This window comes from Companilactobacillus sp. RD055328, from assembly GCF_022835675.1.
Taxonomy (GTDB): Bacteria; Bacillota; Bacilli; order Lactobacillales; family Lactobacillaceae; genus BQUT01.
In genome coordinates, this window is sequence record NZ_BQUT01000001.1 from 85,574 (window position 1) to 100,806 (window position 15,233).

Genomic DNA, 15,233 nt, shown 5'->3' on the forward strand with positions numbered 1-15,233 from the left:
CTATACTCCAACTTCCCTATTAATTAAGTTCAAAGTTAGTAATTCTAAACACGCCTGAAAAGAGACGTTGCTTTTCCATTTAGTAATTGTATCTAAATATAAGTCTACTTGATTAGTTAATTTTGTGGTTGTAATGGCGGTATTTACATCGCTATCTAGAAGCTTTTCACGATTTAAGTCATATTTAAGTGATATTTCGTCACTAAATAATTGTTCAACTAAATCCCAAAACAACTCTTGTTGTTTTCTATTATCTGCCATTTTTTTGATATTTGTTTGTACTTTTATAAATGCTGATAGATCACCATTTAGAGATTTAACAAACCAGTCTTTTGTCTCCGTTAAGAACTTAGTGAAGTCTTCATCCGTCATATCTTCAACCGTTTTTAATTCGGTTGTTTCAATAATAATTTGAATATTTCTGTCTGTGAAATCACGTTTTTTTAGTTCTTCTATATAGCTATCACTATCAGACTCACTAATCTTGAATGTTTGAACACGTGATAAGATTGTTGGCAAAATTTGATTCTTCGAATTAGCTAGCATCACAATCAAAACATTACCATCAGGTTCTTCAATAAACTTCAATAAATTATTAGCAGCTTGTGGCGTCATCTTTTGTGCATCATTAATAACTAAGACTTTCGTCTTGCCTTGAGTTGCACGTGTTGCCATTGATTCTTTATAAATCTTTACTTCATCTACACCAATACTACGTTTTTCGGTATCAATCTCCAAAACATCCGGATTATCACTCAAATCAATAGTATTACAAGCATTACATTCCATACATGGCAGATTATCTTTCAAGTTTTCACAAAATTGAGTCTTTGCTAAAAACAACGCCATTTCATGCCGTTGTTTTTTGTTTCCACCTTCAAATAAATAAGCATGTGCAAGGCGGTTACTATTTAGAATTTTTTGAAACTCTTGAATTATTCGATTATCTGCTCGCATAGATTAAATTAGCCTTAGAATCTTTGAAATTGATCAACTGGCAATACAAAAACTGTTGCCCCACCGACTTGAACTTCGACTGGTGTTTGAATTGTAGCATCAGCTGTCATGCTTACTGGTGGTGTCATAAATTCTTGACGAGTGTGTGATGTTTTCTTAATGATATCTAAAATATCATCAATCTTATCATCATCAGCACCAATTAAGAATGTTGTATTTCCGGCTCTTAAGAAGCCACCTGTTGAAGATAGTTTAGTTGTTCTTACATTGGCATCCATAAGTGCATCACTTAATTCAGCGCTATCTTTGTCTTGTACAATTGCAATAATCATTTTCATAAGTAAAATCCTCCTATTTACTAAAAGCTTGTGGAAATTTAGTTAATATTAATTCTAATACATCTTCGACGACTTGTGTTGGATCTTGATTCGCATTAATGACTTTAATACGTTTTGGATCTTGAGCTTGTAAATCTAAATATGTATGACGAACTCGTTGATGAAATTCCAACTTTTCTTTTTCCAAGCGATCTTGTTGTCCATCACGATCTTTTTTAATGCGTTGTAATCCAACTTCTGAAGGGATATCAAAATAGACTGTTAGTTCTGGCATAGTATCCTCAATAGCAAAGTCGTTAATACTTTTCACTTCGGCTTCACCGATTTGACGTCCACCGCCTTGATAGGCAATTGAACTATCGACAAATCGATCACTAAGTACTATTTTGTCCGCTTCTAATGCTGGTAAAATACGATCCACTAGATGTTGACGACGTTGAGCAGCATATAATAACGCTTCTGTTCGATCGTCCATCTCTAAGTTTTTTACATCCAAAATTAAGTCTCGAATTTTTTCAGCAATTGGACTACCACCTGGTTCTCGAGTAGTGATAATTTCTTTAGTTGTCTTAGCTTCTAACATTGGTAATAACGTATTCAAAGCTGTGGTTTTACCGGCTCCATCTGGCCCTTCAAATGAAATAAATATACCGTTAGTCATATTAATATCCTCTTTCATATAACTATCATTTTACTTTAATCAGCGCATAAAAAAAAGAGACATAAGTCTCTTTTATTTTGCACTCACATTTCTAATTCGTGCTTGCTTGTATAAAAAGCTGTGTTTAGCATTTTCAATCTTAATTCTTTGTAATGTTTCGTCTGAAATATCAATTGCGTGTTCTTTAATAGCATATAAGTTAGTCACCTTAGTATGAACATTATTTATATCATTTAATAATCTTTCATCTTCAGCTTCTTTATAGAACTTCTTTTTACCAAACATTTTTATATCTCCCTGCGTCCTGATACAGCTCGTTGCAATGTCATTTCATCAGCATATTCAATGTCGCCACCAACCGATAATCCATGAGCTAGGCGTGTAACTTTGATTCCCGACGGCTTAATTAATTGTGATAAGTACATAGCTGTAGATTCGCCATCAGGAGTAGCATTTGTTGCTACAATTACTTCTTTAACGTTAGGATTTTCTTTCAATCGATTAATTAGTAATTTAATGTTTAAATCGTCAGGTCCAATTCCATCAATTGGTGAAAGTACACCACCTAAAACATGATATAGACCATCAAATGTATTCATCTCATCAAATACCATGATATCGCGAACCTGTTCAACAACTAAAATTGTCGATTGGTCACGTGTCTTGTCTTTGCAAATTTCACAAATATCTTCTTCAGTTATATTGCCACAAATTGAACAAAAACGTAATTTGTCCTTCGTTGAGATCAAAGCTTCCGAAAAATCTTCGATGTCATCTTTATCCATGTTCAATGTATAAAAAGCTAATCTAGTCGCAGTTTTTCTACCAATTCCTGGCAGCTTCATAAAACTCTCAATTAATTTAGCAATTGGTTTTGGATATTGCATATTATAATCCTTTAGCGTATTTGCCTAATTTTTGTTCTGTAACTTTAGCAATTTGTTCTTCACCATCATTAATTGCCATGATTAATAGATCTTGTAGCATATCAGGATCTTCTGGATCAATAACTTTAGGATCTACTTTGATATCAGTTACAACATGTTTACCAGTAAAAGTAACTTCAACCAGACCATCAGATGCTTTACCAACAAAAGTTGATTCATCAAGTTCTTTTTGTGAAGCTTCCATTTCTTTTTGCATTTTTTGTACTTGTTTCATCATTCCCGCCATGTTACCGGGCATTCCGGGCATTTTTGCCATATTAATCACCTAATCCTCTTTTATATTTATATTATCTGCACCAAAGATTGCTTGTGCTTCTTTGACCGCAGTTGTTTGTTCGGATGCAAATTCTGATTCCGATGGTTCTTCAGAATTATCAGATGTTAATTCATCACTATGTAACTCAATAAATTCTTGACGAAGACCTGACCATTGACTTTGAGCAATCAAAACAATGTTCATTTCTTTATTAACTAATCTTACCAGATTAGATTTTAGAGTAGCCTGTAACTCTTCATCTTGAGTAACTTTGTTATACCAAATTTCAAAATCAAAAGCCACTACTACTCCATTACTACAAGCAGCAACTGGAGAAGATACATTCATCATCGCCTTTTGCGTAGATGATAACATCTGCATCATATCGGGCCATATTTCTCTAACTTGATTTAGATCATCTTTAGTTGCTGCTTTAAGGACATCAAAAATCGCTGTCTTGTCAGTAGCGATCGTAGTCTTGGGAACTTTTTTTTGCGTAACGGGTTTTTGGGTATCAACAACTACTGTTGGTTGATCATTGTTATTAATACTATCTTCTAATTGCTTAACTTGTTGTTCAAGTTTTTGAACCTTATCAAGTAATTCAGGAGATTCAACCGCTTGAACTGATGTTGTATCAACACTCTTATTATCGGTACAAGATTTAACAGTCATGATTTCTAAATAAATATCAATTTGATTAGAATTCTTCAAATTGCGTTGAGTATCGCTGACAATATTAACTATGTTAAATAATCGCTCTTGGCTAAATTGATCTTTCATTTCATTCAAGTCATTCAATATAGCAGGTTGTGATATTTGTTCATCATTACCTGACTTCAATAAAATCAAATCTCGACAAATAGTAATAATACTTTCAGATAATCTTTGTGGTGATCGGCCATCAGCTAATATTTCGTTAAGTTTCTGCAAGGCATTAGCAGTACTACAATTAGCGATATCTTTAATATATCCAATTAATTGATCATTTCGTAATGCACCAGTTACTTGTAATGTATTGTCTATAGTTAGCTCGTTATCACCAAAAGAAATTGCCTGATCCATAATACTCAACGCATCACGCATTCCACCTTCAGCAGCAGTCGCAATAACATTAACTGCTTCAGCGTCAAACTTAGTTTCTTGATTATTAAGAACATACTCTAAGCGAACCATAATTTCTTTTTTACTAATTCGGCGAAAATCAAAACGTTGCGTTCTAGAAATAATAGTTGCCGGAATTTTTTGCGGTTCGGTTGTTGCTAAAATAAATACAACTTTTGCGGGTGGTTCTTCTAAAGTCTTTAGTAGCGCATTAAATGCACCTTGGGAAAGCATATGTACCTCATCAATGATGTAGACTTTGTACTCAGCTTGCGTAGGAGCATATTTAGCCTTATCTCTTATATCACGAATCTCTTCAACCCCATTATTAGAAGCCGCATCGATTTCGATAATATCATTTAAGCGATTTTCATTAGCATCAAGACATATTTCACACGCATTACAAGGTTCACCATCTTTAGGATTTAGACAGTTAATAGCCTTAGCCAAAATCTTAGCCATTGACGTTTTACCTGTTCCACGTGGTCCACAGAATAAATACGCATGACTAGTTTTCTTGTTTGCTACGGCATTTTTTAATGTCTTAGTAATAACCTCTTGTCCCACAACACTACTGAAATCTTGTGGTCTAAAAACTCGATATAACGCTTGATATGCCATCTAATGACCCCTTAATAAATCTAATATAATAATTATACGTTAAATGAAGTAAATAAAAAACTCCCAACTAATTAAAGTTGAGAGGTTAATTTACAAACATAAGGCACATGACGCAACCTACTTAGTGCTGCTTTCTTCCGAATCTGACACGATTCATAAGAGCACCATTGCCTATGGCCTTGCGGCAAATACTATATTAACAAATTTTGACAACAAATACTAGATTAAGACTTATTTTTTCGACGAATTTCTTTAAAAAAATCAGTTAGAATTGTTGCACATTCATTTTCCATAATTCCTGATTCCACATCTGCTTGATGGTTATATCGTTCATCAGACAACAATTGATTCAAGGAATCAACTGAACCCGCTTTAGGATCTTTAGCACCGTAGACAACATTAGGAATGCGACTATTGATGATTGCTCCTGCACACATTGGGCATGGCTCTAATGTAACGAATAGCGTTGTGTTTTCTAAACGCCAGCTACCTTTTTTCTTACATGCTTCTTGAATAGCTTCAATTTCCGCATGAAAAATTGAATCTTGTAGGTGTTCTCGCTTGTTAAAACCCGCTGAAAGTATTTCTTTGGTCTCATTATCAACAATTAACGCACCTATAGGAACTTCATCCATTGCTAGAGCATTCTTCGCCTCTAATAACGTGAGTTTCATATATTGATCTAACTCTTCTACTGTAAAAATATCTTTAGTCTTCATTAATTGCCTTTAGTATGTAATACCCTTTATCTTTTTTAATAATTTCAGCATTGCCAAAAGTCTCTTCCATTAACTTCTTCGCTGATGGTGCACCTTGTTTTTTTTGAATTACCACCCATAGTGAACCACCACTAATCAGATGAGTTTTAGCTTTCGATATCATTTCTGAAACAATATTTTTACCAGCACGAATTGGTGGATTTGTAAGAATAGCCGCGAATTTATCATTTATCTTCTCATATACTGAAGATTCTAGACACGTCACATTATTAATATCATTTAGCTTGGCATTTTTTTGTGCAAGTTCAAGAGCTCGATTATTTACATCTGACATTGTGATTTGGCGATTGCTATAGACTTTAGCCAATGATAGCCCTATTGGACCATAACCACAGCCAAGATCCAAAATATCACCTTCAGGTGCGTCTGATTCATTAAATGTATCAATCAAAACTCGAGATCCATAATCGACTGTTGTTTTAGAAAAAACACCATTATCAGTTTGAAATATTAATTCATTACCTAATAAAGTAAATTTCCAATCTTGTAAGTTATGTTCAGAATTTGGATTACTTTCAAAATATTGTTCTGGCAATAGTTTTCTCCTAAGTTTTAATATCTAAATTCTACTAGATATAGACAAACAAAAAAAGCCTCAATACTGAGACTTTTTATTAATTGCTTATTTAAGTGTAGCTGTTGCGCCAACTTCTTTAAGTTTAGCAGCCATTTCTTCAGCAGCATCTTTAGCAACGTCTGTCTTAAGAACTGAAGGAGCGTTATCAACAAGATCTTTAGCATCTTTCAAGCCAAGTTCTGTGATTTCACGAACTGCTTTGATAACTTTAACTTTTTCTCCACCAACTTCTGTTAGTTCAACGTCGAATTCGTCTTTTTCTGCACCAGCGTCTGCGCCAGCTGCACCAGCAGCTGCTACTGGAGCAGCTGCTGTAACATCAAATTCTTCTTCGATTGCTTTTACTAATTCGCTCAATTCCATGATTGAAGCGTCTTTTAATTGATCAATAATTTTGCTTGTATCTAAAGCCATTTTATTTTCCTCCATAAGAAAAAAGTATTTTTAATTTAAAATTTGTTTGTAACTATGCTGCAGGTTCGTCTTTACTATCAGCAACTGCCTTAACCGCATAAGCGACATTGCGGACAGGAGCTTGAAGTACAGATACCAACATTGACAATAGTCCTTCACGGTTAGGTAATTTAGCAAGTGCATGAATTTCTTCAAGTTCTGCAACTTTACCTTCGATCATTCCACCTTTGATTTCCATTGCTTCTACACTAGTAGCAAACTTGTCAGCTACTTTAGCAGGTGCAACAGGATCTTCGTTAGAATAAACAATAGCAGTAGGACCTACGAACTTGTCATCCAATCCTTCGAATCCAGCTTTATCAGCTGCACGTTTCAAGATTGAATTCTTGATAACTGACATTGAAGCGTCATTATCACGAAGTTCAGCACGCATTTCAGTCACTTGAGCAACTGTTAAACCAAGGTAATCAACGATTACTAATGATTTTGCGTTTTTAAGAATTTCAGCAGTTTCGTCAACTGCGGCTTCTTTTTTAGCAATAATATTTTTGTTCAAACCATTTACCTCCTATTAGATTCATTTCAAGTAGTAGAGAAGTCCACTACTTAAAATGCTTTTTTAATTTCTACTTGAGAGAGTCCCGAGTAATAAAAAAACTCTGTGCCCAAGAGCACAGAGTTATCATCATCGATAAACTGGCCTCGGCAGGATATTAAGACATAAAGTCACCTGAGTCTTCGGTAGAATTAATATTAATAATCTATCATTTATTTGACATCAAGTCAATATGAATCAACTTATTTTGAAGCTGGTGTAATTGTAAGACCAGGTCCAAATGTTGATGTCATATTGATACTCTTGATGTATGTTCCCTTAAGTGATGCAGGACGTGCTTTGACGATTACATCTTTAAGAGCATTGAAGTTTTCTTCTAGCTTAGCAGCGTCAAATGAAATCTTACCAATTGGTGCATGGATCAAACCATTAGCATCAACACGGTAAGCTACTTGTCCAGCTTTAATGTCGTTAACAGCTTTTGTAACGTCCATTGTAACTGTACCAGTCTTAGGATTAGGCATAAGACCCTTAGGTCCAAGTACACGTCCTAATTGACCAACTTTAGCCATCATAGGTGGTGTAGCTACGATAATATCGAAGTCAAACCATCCACCTTGAATTTTTTCAACCAAGTCATCTGAACCAACAAAATCTGCACCAGCAGCTTCTGCTTGTTTAGCTTGGTCTCCTTCAGCAAATACAGCAACACGTTGAGTTTTACCTGTACCGTTAGGTAACACGATAGCTCCACGTAATTGTTGATCAGCTTGTTTAACATCTAAGTTTAAATTAAATGCAGCTTCAACAGTTGCATCAAATTTTGCGTAGTCTAATTCTTTAAGTAATTCTGCTGCTTCTTTTGGTGAGTAAGTTTTGTTACCATCAAGATTTTTTACAGCCTCTGTATATTTTTTACCATGCTTAGGCATGCTAAGTTCCTCCTTGCTTTGTGGTCTAATGGAGTTTTTCTCCTCCCACTTGTTAGAAGTGCTTTTGCACTTCTTGTAAAACTACAACTATCAGTAATAGAGATTAGCCTTCGACAGCTATACCCATACTACGTGCAGTACCTTCAACCATACGCATAGCAGATTCAACGTCTGAAGCGTTTAGGTCTTTCATTTTTGTTTCGGCAATTCCGCGAACTTGTTCTGATGTAACTGTAGCAACTTTTTCGTCTTTAGGGTTACCTGAACCTTTTTTAACGCCAGCAGCTTTCAATAATAATATTGCAGCTGGAGGAGTCTTTGTAACGAAGTCGAATGAACGATCTTCATAAACAGTGATAACAACAGGAATAATCATTCCATTTTGATCAGCTGTTCTTGCATTGAAATCCTTTGTAAAAGCAACGATATTGATACCGGCTTGACCTAGAGCAGGCCCAACTGGTGGAGCTGGAGTTGCTTGTCCAGCAGGAATTTGCAATTTAACAATGTTTGCAACTTTTTTAGCCACGGTACATACCTCCGATTCCGTGATGTGGTTTTAATGAGGATCACTATTTCCTCTCCCACAGTGTAATAAAACACACTAGATTAGTTTATCACGCATCTAGTGTGTTTTCAACAGATTATTTAATTATTGTTTATCAACAAAATCATAGTCTACTTCAGTGTCTGTCAAACGACCAAACATATCGATTTCAACTTTTAATTTCATTTGTGATTCATCTACTTCAGTAATCTTACCAGAACGTCCCGAAAAGGCACCTTCTACAATTGTTACTACTTCACCAACTGAGAAATCAGTATTATGAGCACGTTTTGTCATACCTGCGCTATGCAAGATATGATCAACTTCTTCTGGCAATAATGGAGCTGGCTTACTTCCGGCACCGTGACTACCAACAAAACCTGTAACACCAGGTGTATTTCTCACAACAAACCAAGCTTCATCAGACATGATCATTTCCACCAAAACATATCCAGGGAAAGTTTTCTTCATTTCTGTTTTTGTCTTACCATTTTTTGTTTCTGTTTCTTCTTCTTCAGGAACAATTGCACGAAAGACATTTTCTTCCATACCCATTGAACTTGCACGTGATTCAATATTTTCTTTAACTTTGTTTTCATATCCTGAATATGTATGTAAAACAAACCATTGTTTTGCTGTATCTGCCATAGTGGCCTCCTATTTTCAAACAAAATAAAAAAGCCCCGTTACCAAGACTTTTTGCTAGTAAGTAAATATTATCAAAAAAAAACGAATATCTCAAATTATTTTGAAACAAATGTATTTAATAAGAATAAGATTAAAGCATCAATTGCCGCAAAGAATAGACCATACATAACTGATGTCATGATAACAGTCCATGAGTCACGACGGTTTTCCTTAGCTGTAGGCCAAGTAACAACCTTCATTTCATTTTTAACTTCACCAAAAAATTTAAATAATCTCATTTAAATACCTCTATCTTGTTTCCTTATGAGTAGTATGTTTTCCACAATGTTTACAAAACTTCTTAATTTCTAAGCGCTCAGTTCGTGCAGGGTTTTCAGTCAATGTATAATTTCTTGACCCGCAAACACTACAAGCCAAGGCGATTTTTCTTAATCCCATAAAAGCTCCTCTGCTTCTTTAACAATTAGTAAGTATATCTTCTAAGCACTCGTATGTCAATTTTGATAGAAAAAGAATTAATTAATGTATTCCAGTAACTTTTGGCGACAACGATTTTTCGCATAAAAAATCTGATCTTTAGTTGCATGAGTTTTTTGACAAACTTCTTCAACATTTATTTCACCTAACAACATTAGAAATACCTTGAATTCTAAATAACTAAGGGTTTCACAAAATCCAATTAAATCAATCGTTGAATCAATTGTTATTGAAGATTGTCTTGTCCCAGCATGTTTAACATACTGATCGTAATAAGTTACATGGTCAAAAGAACAAGCTTCACGATCGGCCTTTCTTTTTATTGCTAGTTCATGGCGTACCAAACTAAGATAGTGATTTTTTAATCGTAATTTAAAGAAACTACCAAATTGCGATCCTTGGGAACTATGAAATCGAAAGCACGTTTCATGACAAACTATAAAAGCTTCTTGCAACCAATCAGCTTGATTAAAATTCCGAATATAATAAAGGTTTGCCAGTTTTTTAACCATGGGAGTATATAGCATCATTAATTCTTTAATTGCTTGTGAACTATTATCGCTCACTACTCTTTTTACTAATTCAATATCTTTTGTTCTGTGATCTCGTTGCATTTCGTCCCTGCCTTTCATCTATTACTTTTTACGGTAGCATACAGGTATTCAAAGCCTTAAGAGAACAAACGTTTATTAGACACATTAAATTTTTGTCCAAGTTAAAAATAAAAAAGACCGTCTTACGACTGGTCTTTCTTATTCATCATTTCTTTTAATTGTAATAATTGTTCGTCACTCCAAGGACTGTTTCGAGTAATCTGGCGATCATAATGTTTTTTTACATCAACATCAATTTCTTTTTTCACATTATCAATTCTTGTTTTAAATTCTGATGAAGGTATTCGATATGCACCACGCGAAAAAATAGTCCATTGCTCAGCTTGATCACTCGTTACAACCGTAACCGTATTGAGTGGTGAGTTTAGCTCACCACTTAACGCCTCAATATAAGAATCAGCGGTCTGATCTTCAGGTGTAAATACCACTTCTAAATCAAAAACATTAAAAGTCTCTTTGACTCCAGGCACATACATCGCATCAAAAACCACAATCATTCTTACATCTTCGATTTTTCGATATTCGGCGAGTACATGCAATAACTCATCCCGCGCTTGAGATAGATGGTTTTGATTTTTTAGTTTACTTAAATTAGGCCAACTACCAATAACATTATATCCATCAACAATAATTATTTGCTTCTTTGCCATTTTTATCCCTTACGTGAACTGAACGCTTGATACATCAATACTCCGGCAGCTACAGAAGCGTTCAAGCTTTGAACATGTCCGACCATAGGAATTGTTAACATTTGGTCCATTTGTTTTTTAACAACTGGTGCGATTCCTTTACCTTCATTACCAATAACTAAACCAATATTCCCCTTGGCATTCCAGTTAGTGAATTCTTCACCATCCATATCAGTCCCAAAAAACCACATGTTTTTTTCTTCTTTTAATTTTTTAATCGTATTAACTAGATTAGTTGCTCTAACAACTGGTACATGTTCAATTGCACCTGTAGAAGTTTTAGCAACAACTGATGTAAGTCCCGTAGCTCGATGTTTTGGAATTACAACTCCGTGAACACCAACCGCATCTGCAGTACGTAAAATTGAACCTAAGTTATGTGGATCTTCGATACTATCCAAAATCAAAATAAATAAGTCTTCATTTTTAGATTCAGCTAATGCGTAAATATCATCAAGTTCTGCATATTGATATGCAGAAATACTTGCCATTACTCCTTGATGATTTCCATTATCTGATAGTGTATCCAGCTTTGTCTTAGGCACTTCTTGAATTACTAAGCCATTTTTCTTAGCTGAATTAAATACTCTTGAAAGTTGCTCACTACGAAGATCTTTTTGAATGAATATTTTATTAACTCGTTCACTTGCATCAGGTGCTTTTAATATTTCTTGTACTGCGTGAATTCCAAAAATAAATTCACTTTGAATCTCATCATTGGATTCTTTTTTCATGTGTTTGCCCCGCTTCTACTTTTTCAATACACCACTTAGCTAATTCATCTAGCCGTTGATTCTCTTCCATCAGTGAAAGGTAACCAAACACCGCTTCAAATCCAGTCGACATGTGATATGTTGCGATACTAGTATTCTTAGCTTTCGTATAAACCTTAGCATTACGGCCACGTTTATAAACAGACATTTCGTTATCTGTTAGAACCGATTCTTCTTCCATAATCATAATTAATGCCGCTTGTGCTTTTGCTGAAACATAACTAGTGGCGTTTTTTTGTAAGGCATTAACCTTAGTAATCCCCTTACTTAAAAGGTATTTGCGAATATAAACTTCATAAACCGCATCACCTAGATATGCTAATGTCACACCATTTAATTGTTCATAAATATTCATTAATTTTCTTCCTTATGCCAACGAACACCGTTAGCGGTATCTTCTAAAATAATTCCTTGTTCTTTAAGAACATCGCGAATACGATCACTTTCGGCAAAATCCTTATTGATTCTAGCTTGATTTCTTGCTTCAATCATTTGTTCGACTTGCTCATCTAAAGTATCAACTGACTCTTCTAAAACAATGCCAAAAACATTCATTAATTCCATCATAGTGTTTTTTAGCATCGCTAAGTCTTCTTTTGAAACCTCAGATTGTTCTAAATAATTATTAGCCAACTTCACCAAATCATAAACAGCCGTTATTCCGTTTTGAACGTTAAAGTCGTCGTCCATATTTTCAACAAAATAATTCTTAATATCATCAATTTTAGACTTTATCGAAACTGTGTCCGTAATTTTTTCTTCAGTCAATAGTCTATGACTTATATTGTTGAAACTGTTTTTGATTCTATTCAAATTATTCTTAGCATCTTCAATGTTATCTTGTGTGTATTGTAATGTACGGCGGTAATGAACTGTCGACATAAAGAAACGGAGAACTTGCGGATCCATTGTCTTGATTAAATCATGGACAGTCACAAAATTACCAAGTGACTTACTCATTTTTTCTTGATCCTTACCTATTGTCACAAAACCATTATGCATCCAGTAATTAGCAAAACGTTCACCAGTTGCTGCTTCACTTTGTGCTATTTCATTTTCGTGATGTGGAAATTCTAAATCTTGTCCACCACCATGAATATCAAAATTATTTCCTAAAATGTCAGTTGCCATTACTGAACATTCAATGTGCCAGCCAGGTCGACCTGCACCCCATGGTGAATCCCATGATATTTCTTCAGGCTTTGCTGATTTCCAAAGAGCGAAGTCAATTGGATCTTCTTTAACTTTCATCTCGTCAGTTGTGACGTGATTACTAGCACCTTCTTCAAGGTCATTGATATTTTGCCCTGATAGTTCACCATAATTAGCAAACTTGCGAGCACGGTAGTAAACATCCCCGTTAACTTCATAGGCATATTCGTTTTTTATTAATTCTTCAATGAATGTAATGATTTTAGAAATATATTCAGTAGCTCTTGGATTCACTGTAGCTGACTGAACATTCAAAGCTTTCGTATCTTCCATGAAAGCAGTAATATACTTATCCGCTAATTCAGGAACAGTTATTCCGTCAGTTTTTGCTTGTTTAATCATCTTGTCATCAACATCAGTGAAGTTCGATACATACTTCACTTGATATCCCCGATATTTAAAATAACGACGGATGGTATCAAAAGCTACCACGGAACGAGCATTCCCAATATGGATATAATTATAAACGGTAGGGCCACAGACATACATTGATACCTGATTTTCTACTTTAGGTACAAAACGTTCGACACTATTAGTCATGGTATTGTAAATCTTCACTTTGAAAACCCTCCGCAACTCTTTTATTCAGTGAGTCTATTCTAACAAAAAAGTCCGTTCTATAACAGAACGGACTTTCTTTTATATTTGTTCTAATGTGTGGTCAAGATGAGCAATTGCTTTTTTCTTTCCTAATAATTCGATTGCTTCTGCAATTCCAGGTCCATGCATAGATTGTGTAGTAGCAATTCTTACAGGCATAAATAATTTTCTACCTTTGACACCTGTCTCATTTTTAGTAGCAGTAATAGCGTTCATAATTTCAGGCGCTGTGAATCTTTCTAGTTCACTAAGTTTCACCTTGAACACTTCAAGCATCGGCTTAGCTTCATCTTCTTTAAGTTCAGTTAGAGCCTCTTGACTAAGTGGTTCTGGATCTTTCAAGAAGATTGATCCGAATTCTGACATTTGAGCAGTGTAACTCATTTGTTCAGTGAATAGACTAACCATTTGACGAATCCATTGGATTGTCTTAGCATCTGGATTTTTTTCTACCAATCCTTTACTAATTAATTCACCTAATGACAAGTCAGTTAGCATACTTAAATCACTTTTTCTTACATATTGGTTATTAACCCATTCAAGTTTCTTTTGATCAAACTTAGCTGGTGATTTACTCAAACGATTTTCATCAAACATCTTGATTAATTCTTTGCGATTGAAGATTTCGTCTTCACCAACTGGTGACCATCCTAGTAAAGCAATGAAGTTAAACATAGCATCAGGTAAGTAACCTAACTCTTTATATTGTTCAATAAATTGCAAGATCGATTCATCACGTTTACTTAATTTCTTACCAGTTTCTGTATTAATAATTAATGTCATATGTCCAAAACGAGGTTGATCCCAACCAAATGCATCGTAAATCATCATTTGTTTTGGTGTGTTAGCAATATGGTCATCACCACGTAGAACGTGAGAAATTTTCATCAAATGATCATCAACGACTACGGCAAAATTATAAGTAGGCATTCCATCACGTTTTTGGATAACCCAATCACCACCAATAGTATCTGATTCAAAACTGATTGGTCCTTTGACGATATCATCGAATTCATAAACAGTATCCTTAGGAATTCTGAAACGAACAACTGGTGTAACTCCAGCAGCACGTCTTTCTTCTTGAACGGCCTTAATTTCTTCGTCGTTCATACCTTCATATTCATATTCGTAATGAGGCATTTCACCGTTAGCTTTTTGGCGGTCACGCATTTCTTCCAGTTCTTCTTCAGTTAGAAATGATTCGTAAGCCAAGTCCTTATCCAAAAGTTCTTGAATACGTTCTGTATATAATTCACGACGTTCAGATTGACGATAAGGTCCGAAATCTCCACCTACATCTGGTCCTTCATCCCAATCCATACCTAGCCATTTAAGGTTATCAAGTTGTGAACGTTCACCATCTTCAATATTACGTTTTGTATCTGTATCTTCAATACGGATGATGAATTTACCTTTATTATGACGGGCAAATAAATAATTAAATAATGCTGTTCTAGCATTACCTATGTGTAAATGTCCCGTTGGACTTGGTGCATATCTAACTCTTATATCGTTTGCCAATGTTATTACT

Annotated in this window: 22 protein-coding genes, 1 other RNA gene and 1 other annotated feature; all 23 genes read right to left on the reverse strand. The window is 34.8% G+C overall.

All coding sequences use genetic code 11. The features are described from left to right. Complete coding sequence (locus RD055328_RS00385; RefSeq protein ID WP_244086854.1) at window positions 1-957, reverse strand: AAA family ATPase; 957 nt, start codon at window positions 955-957, stop codon at window positions 1-3. A 14-nt stretch (window positions 958-971) separates the two neighbouring features. Further along, window positions 972-1,295, reverse strand: coding sequence for a cyclic-di-AMP receptor (locus RD055328_RS00390; protein ID WP_244086855.1), 324 nt, complete (start codon window positions 1,293-1,295; stop codon window positions 972-974). A gap of 13 nt (window positions 1,296-1,308) precedes the next feature. Beyond that, window positions 1,309-1,956, reverse strand: coding sequence for a dTMP kinase (gene tmk / locus RD055328_RS00395; RefSeq protein WP_244086856.1), 648 nt, complete (start codon window positions 1,954-1,956; stop codon window positions 1,309-1,311). Window positions 1,957-2,028: 72 nt separating this feature from the next. Continuing rightward, complete coding sequence (locus RD055328_RS00400) at window positions 2,029-2,241, reverse strand: YaaL family protein (protein WP_244086857.1); 213 nt, start codon at window positions 2,239-2,241, stop codon at window positions 2,029-2,031. A gap of 2 nt (window positions 2,242-2,243) precedes the next feature. Next, complete coding sequence (recR, locus tag RD055328_RS00405; protein WP_244086858.1) at window positions 2,244-2,843, reverse strand: recombination mediator RecR; 600 nt, start codon at window positions 2,841-2,843, stop codon at window positions 2,244-2,246. Window position 2,844: 1 nt separating this feature from the next. Continuing rightward, window positions 2,845-3,150 carry a YbaB/EbfC family nucleoid-associated protein gene (locus tag RD055328_RS00410; RefSeq protein WP_244087143.1) on the reverse strand — a complete coding sequence of 102 codons (306 nt, stop codon included), beginning with the start codon at window positions 3,148-3,150 and terminating at the stop codon, window positions 2,845-2,847. An 18-nt stretch (window positions 3,151-3,168) separates the two neighbouring features. Beyond that, window positions 3,169-4,884 (reverse strand): DNA polymerase III subunit gamma/tau, encoded by a 1,716-nt coding sequence (gene dnaX / locus RD055328_RS00415; protein WP_244086859.1) that lies wholly within the window; start codon window positions 4,882-4,884, stop codon window positions 3,169-3,171. Between the two features lie 91 nt (window positions 4,885-4,975). Beyond that, window positions 4,976-5,063, reverse strand: an RNA gene (gene ffs / locus RD055328_RS00420) — signal recognition particle sRNA small type. 45 nt (window positions 5,064-5,108) lie between these two features. Continuing rightward, window positions 5,109-5,603: a nucleoside deaminase gene (locus RD055328_RS00425; RefSeq protein WP_244086860.1), complete on the reverse strand. Its 495-nt coding sequence runs from the start codon at window positions 5,601-5,603 to the stop codon at window positions 5,109-5,111. After that, entirely contained in the window at window positions 5,593-6,198 is a 606-nt protein-coding gene (locus RD055328_RS00430; RefSeq protein ID WP_244086861.1) for a class I SAM-dependent methyltransferase, read from the reverse strand. The genes RD055328_RS00425 and RD055328_RS00430 overlap by 11 nt, the downstream gene beginning before the upstream one ends. An 87-nt stretch (window positions 6,199-6,285) precedes the next feature. Further along, on the reverse strand, window positions 6,286-6,654 hold the full coding sequence (gene rplL, locus RD055328_RS00435; RefSeq protein WP_244086862.1) for a 50S ribosomal protein L7/L12: 369 nt from the start codon (window positions 6,652-6,654) through the stop codon (window positions 6,286-6,288). Window positions 6,655-6,706: 52 nt separating this feature from the next. Continuing rightward, window positions 6,707-7,210: a 50S ribosomal protein L10 gene (rplJ, locus tag RD055328_RS00440; protein WP_244086863.1), complete on the reverse strand. Its 504-nt coding sequence runs from the start codon at window positions 7,208-7,210 to the stop codon at window positions 6,707-6,709. An 85-nt stretch (window positions 7,211-7,295) separates the two neighbouring features. Continuing rightward, window positions 7,296-7,414: a sequence feature (ribosomal protein L10 leader region), on the reverse strand. A gap of 38 nt (window positions 7,415-7,452) precedes the next feature. Then, complete coding sequence (rplA, locus tag RD055328_RS00445) at window positions 7,453-8,142, reverse strand: 50S ribosomal protein L1 (RefSeq protein WP_244086864.1); 690 nt, start codon at window positions 8,140-8,142, stop codon at window positions 7,453-7,455. A 103-nt stretch (window positions 8,143-8,245) separates the two neighbouring features. After that, window positions 8,246-8,671 carry a 50S ribosomal protein L11 gene (rplK, locus tag RD055328_RS00450; RefSeq protein ID WP_244086865.1) on the reverse strand — a complete coding sequence of 142 codons (426 nt, stop codon included), beginning with the start codon at window positions 8,669-8,671 and terminating at the stop codon, window positions 8,246-8,248. 123 nt (window positions 8,672-8,794) lie between these two features. Continuing rightward, a complete protein-coding gene (gene nusG / locus RD055328_RS00455) occupies window positions 8,795-9,337 on the reverse strand; it encodes a transcription termination/antitermination protein NusG (RefSeq protein WP_244086866.1) in 543 nt (180 codons plus the stop codon). 95 nt (window positions 9,338-9,432) lie between these two features. Beyond that, a complete protein-coding gene (secE, locus tag RD055328_RS00460) occupies window positions 9,433-9,615 on the reverse strand; it encodes a preprotein translocase subunit SecE (RefSeq protein ID WP_244086867.1) in 183 nt (60 codons plus the stop codon). 10 nt (window positions 9,616-9,625) lie between these two features. Further along, window positions 9,626-9,775 (reverse strand): 50S ribosomal protein L33, encoded by a 150-nt coding sequence (gene rpmG, locus RD055328_RS00465; protein ID WP_244086868.1) that lies wholly within the window; start codon window positions 9,773-9,775, stop codon window positions 9,626-9,628. Between the two features lie 77 nt (window positions 9,776-9,852). Continuing rightward, window positions 9,853-10,446 carry a sigma-70 family RNA polymerase sigma factor gene (locus RD055328_RS00470; RefSeq protein WP_244086869.1) on the reverse strand — a complete coding sequence of 198 codons (594 nt, stop codon included), beginning with the start codon at window positions 10,444-10,446 and terminating at the stop codon, window positions 9,853-9,855. Between the two features lie 104 nt (window positions 10,447-10,550). Continuing rightward, a complete protein-coding gene (locus RD055328_RS00475) occupies window positions 10,551-11,078 on the reverse strand; it encodes an NYN domain-containing protein (RefSeq protein WP_244086870.1) in 528 nt (175 codons plus the stop codon). A gap of 2 nt (window positions 11,079-11,080) precedes the next feature. Beyond that, window positions 11,081-11,851, reverse strand: a complete 771-nt coding sequence (rlmB, locus tag RD055328_RS00480; protein ID WP_244086871.1) for a 23S rRNA (guanosine(2251)-2'-O)-methyltransferase RlmB — start codon at window positions 11,849-11,851, stop codon at window positions 11,081-11,083. Continuing rightward, window positions 11,832-12,245, reverse strand: a complete 414-nt coding sequence (locus tag RD055328_RS00485; protein WP_244086872.1) for a Mini-ribonuclease 3 — start codon at window positions 12,243-12,245, stop codon at window positions 11,832-11,834. Before RD055328_RS00485 ends, rlmB begins: the two co-directional genes overlap by 20 nt. Continuing rightward, the gene (gene cysS / locus RD055328_RS00490) at window positions 12,245-13,642 is read right to left on the reverse strand and encodes a cysteine--tRNA ligase (protein ID WP_244087144.1); all 1,398 of its coding nucleotides are present in this window, start codon (window positions 13,640-13,642) and stop codon (window positions 12,245-12,247) included. Before cysS ends, RD055328_RS00485 begins: the two co-directional genes overlap by 1 nt. 99 nt (window positions 13,643-13,741) lie before the next feature. After that, window positions 13,742-15,223, reverse strand: a complete 1,482-nt coding sequence (gltX, locus tag RD055328_RS00495; RefSeq protein ID WP_244086873.1) for a glutamate--tRNA ligase — start codon at window positions 15,221-15,223, stop codon at window positions 13,742-13,744. Window positions 15,224-15,233 lie beyond the last annotated feature (10 nt).

Coding starts and splice junctions, on each gene's coding strand:
- RD055328_RS00385 (WP_244086854.1), bottom strand. CDS start 957: ATGCGAGCAGATAATCGAATAATTCAAGAGTTTCAAAAAATTCTAAAT.
- RD055328_RS00390 (WP_244086855.1), bottom strand. CDS start 1,295: ATGAAAATGATTATTGCAATTGTACAAGACAAAGATAGCGCTGAATTA.
- tmk (WP_244086856.1), bottom strand. CDS start 1,956: ATGACTAACGGTATATTTATTTCATTTGAAGGGCCAGATGGAGCCGGT.
- RD055328_RS00400 (WP_244086857.1), bottom strand. CDS start 2,241: ATGTTTGGTAAAAAGAAGTTCTATAAAGAAGCTGAAGATGAAAGATTA.
- recR (WP_244086858.1), bottom strand. CDS start 2,843: ATGCAATATCCAAAACCAATTGCTAAATTAATTGAGAGTTTTATGAAG.
- RD055328_RS00410 (WP_244087143.1), bottom strand. CDS start 3,150: ATGCCCGGAATGCCCGGTAACATGGCGGGAATGATGAAACAAGTACAA.
- dnaX (WP_244086859.1), bottom strand. CDS start 4,884: ATGGCATATCAAGCGTTATATCGAGTTTTTAGACCACAAGATTTCAGT.
- RD055328_RS00425 (WP_244086860.1), bottom strand. CDS start 5,603: ATGAAGACTAAAGATATTTTTACAGTAGAAGAGTTAGATCAATATATG.
- rplL (WP_244086862.1), bottom strand. CDS start 6,654: ATGGCTTTAGATACAAGCAAAATTATTGATCAATTAAAAGACGCTTCA.
- rplA (WP_244086864.1), bottom strand. CDS start 8,142: ATGCCTAAGCATGGTAAAAAATATACAGAGGCTGTAAAAAATCTTGAT.
- nusG (WP_244086866.1), bottom strand. CDS start 9,337: ATGGCAGATACAGCAAAACAATGGTTTGTTTTACATACATATTCAGGA.
- secE (WP_244086867.1), bottom strand. CDS start 9,615: ATGAGATTATTTAAATTTTTTGGTGAAGTTAAAAATGAAATGAAGGTT.
- rpmG (WP_244086868.1), bottom strand. CDS start 9,775: ATGGGATTAAGAAAAATCGCCTTGGCTTGTAGTGTTTGCGGGTCAAGA.
- RD055328_RS00470 (WP_244086869.1), bottom strand. CDS start 10,446: ATGAAAGGCAGGGACGAAATGCAACGAGATCACAGAACAAAAGATATT.
- RD055328_RS00475 (WP_244086870.1), bottom strand. CDS start 11,078: ATGGCAAAGAAGCAAATAATTATTGTTGATGGATATAATGTTATTGGT.
- rlmB (WP_244086871.1), bottom strand. CDS start 11,851: ATGAAAAAAGAATCCAATGATGAGATTCAAAGTGAATTTATTTTTGGA.
- RD055328_RS00485 (WP_244086872.1), bottom strand. CDS start 12,245: ATGAATATTTATGAACAATTAAATGGTGTGACATTAGCATATCTAGGT.
- cysS (WP_244087144.1), bottom strand. CDS start 13,642: ATGACTAATAGTGTCGAACGTTTTGTACCTAAAGTAGAAAATCAGGTA.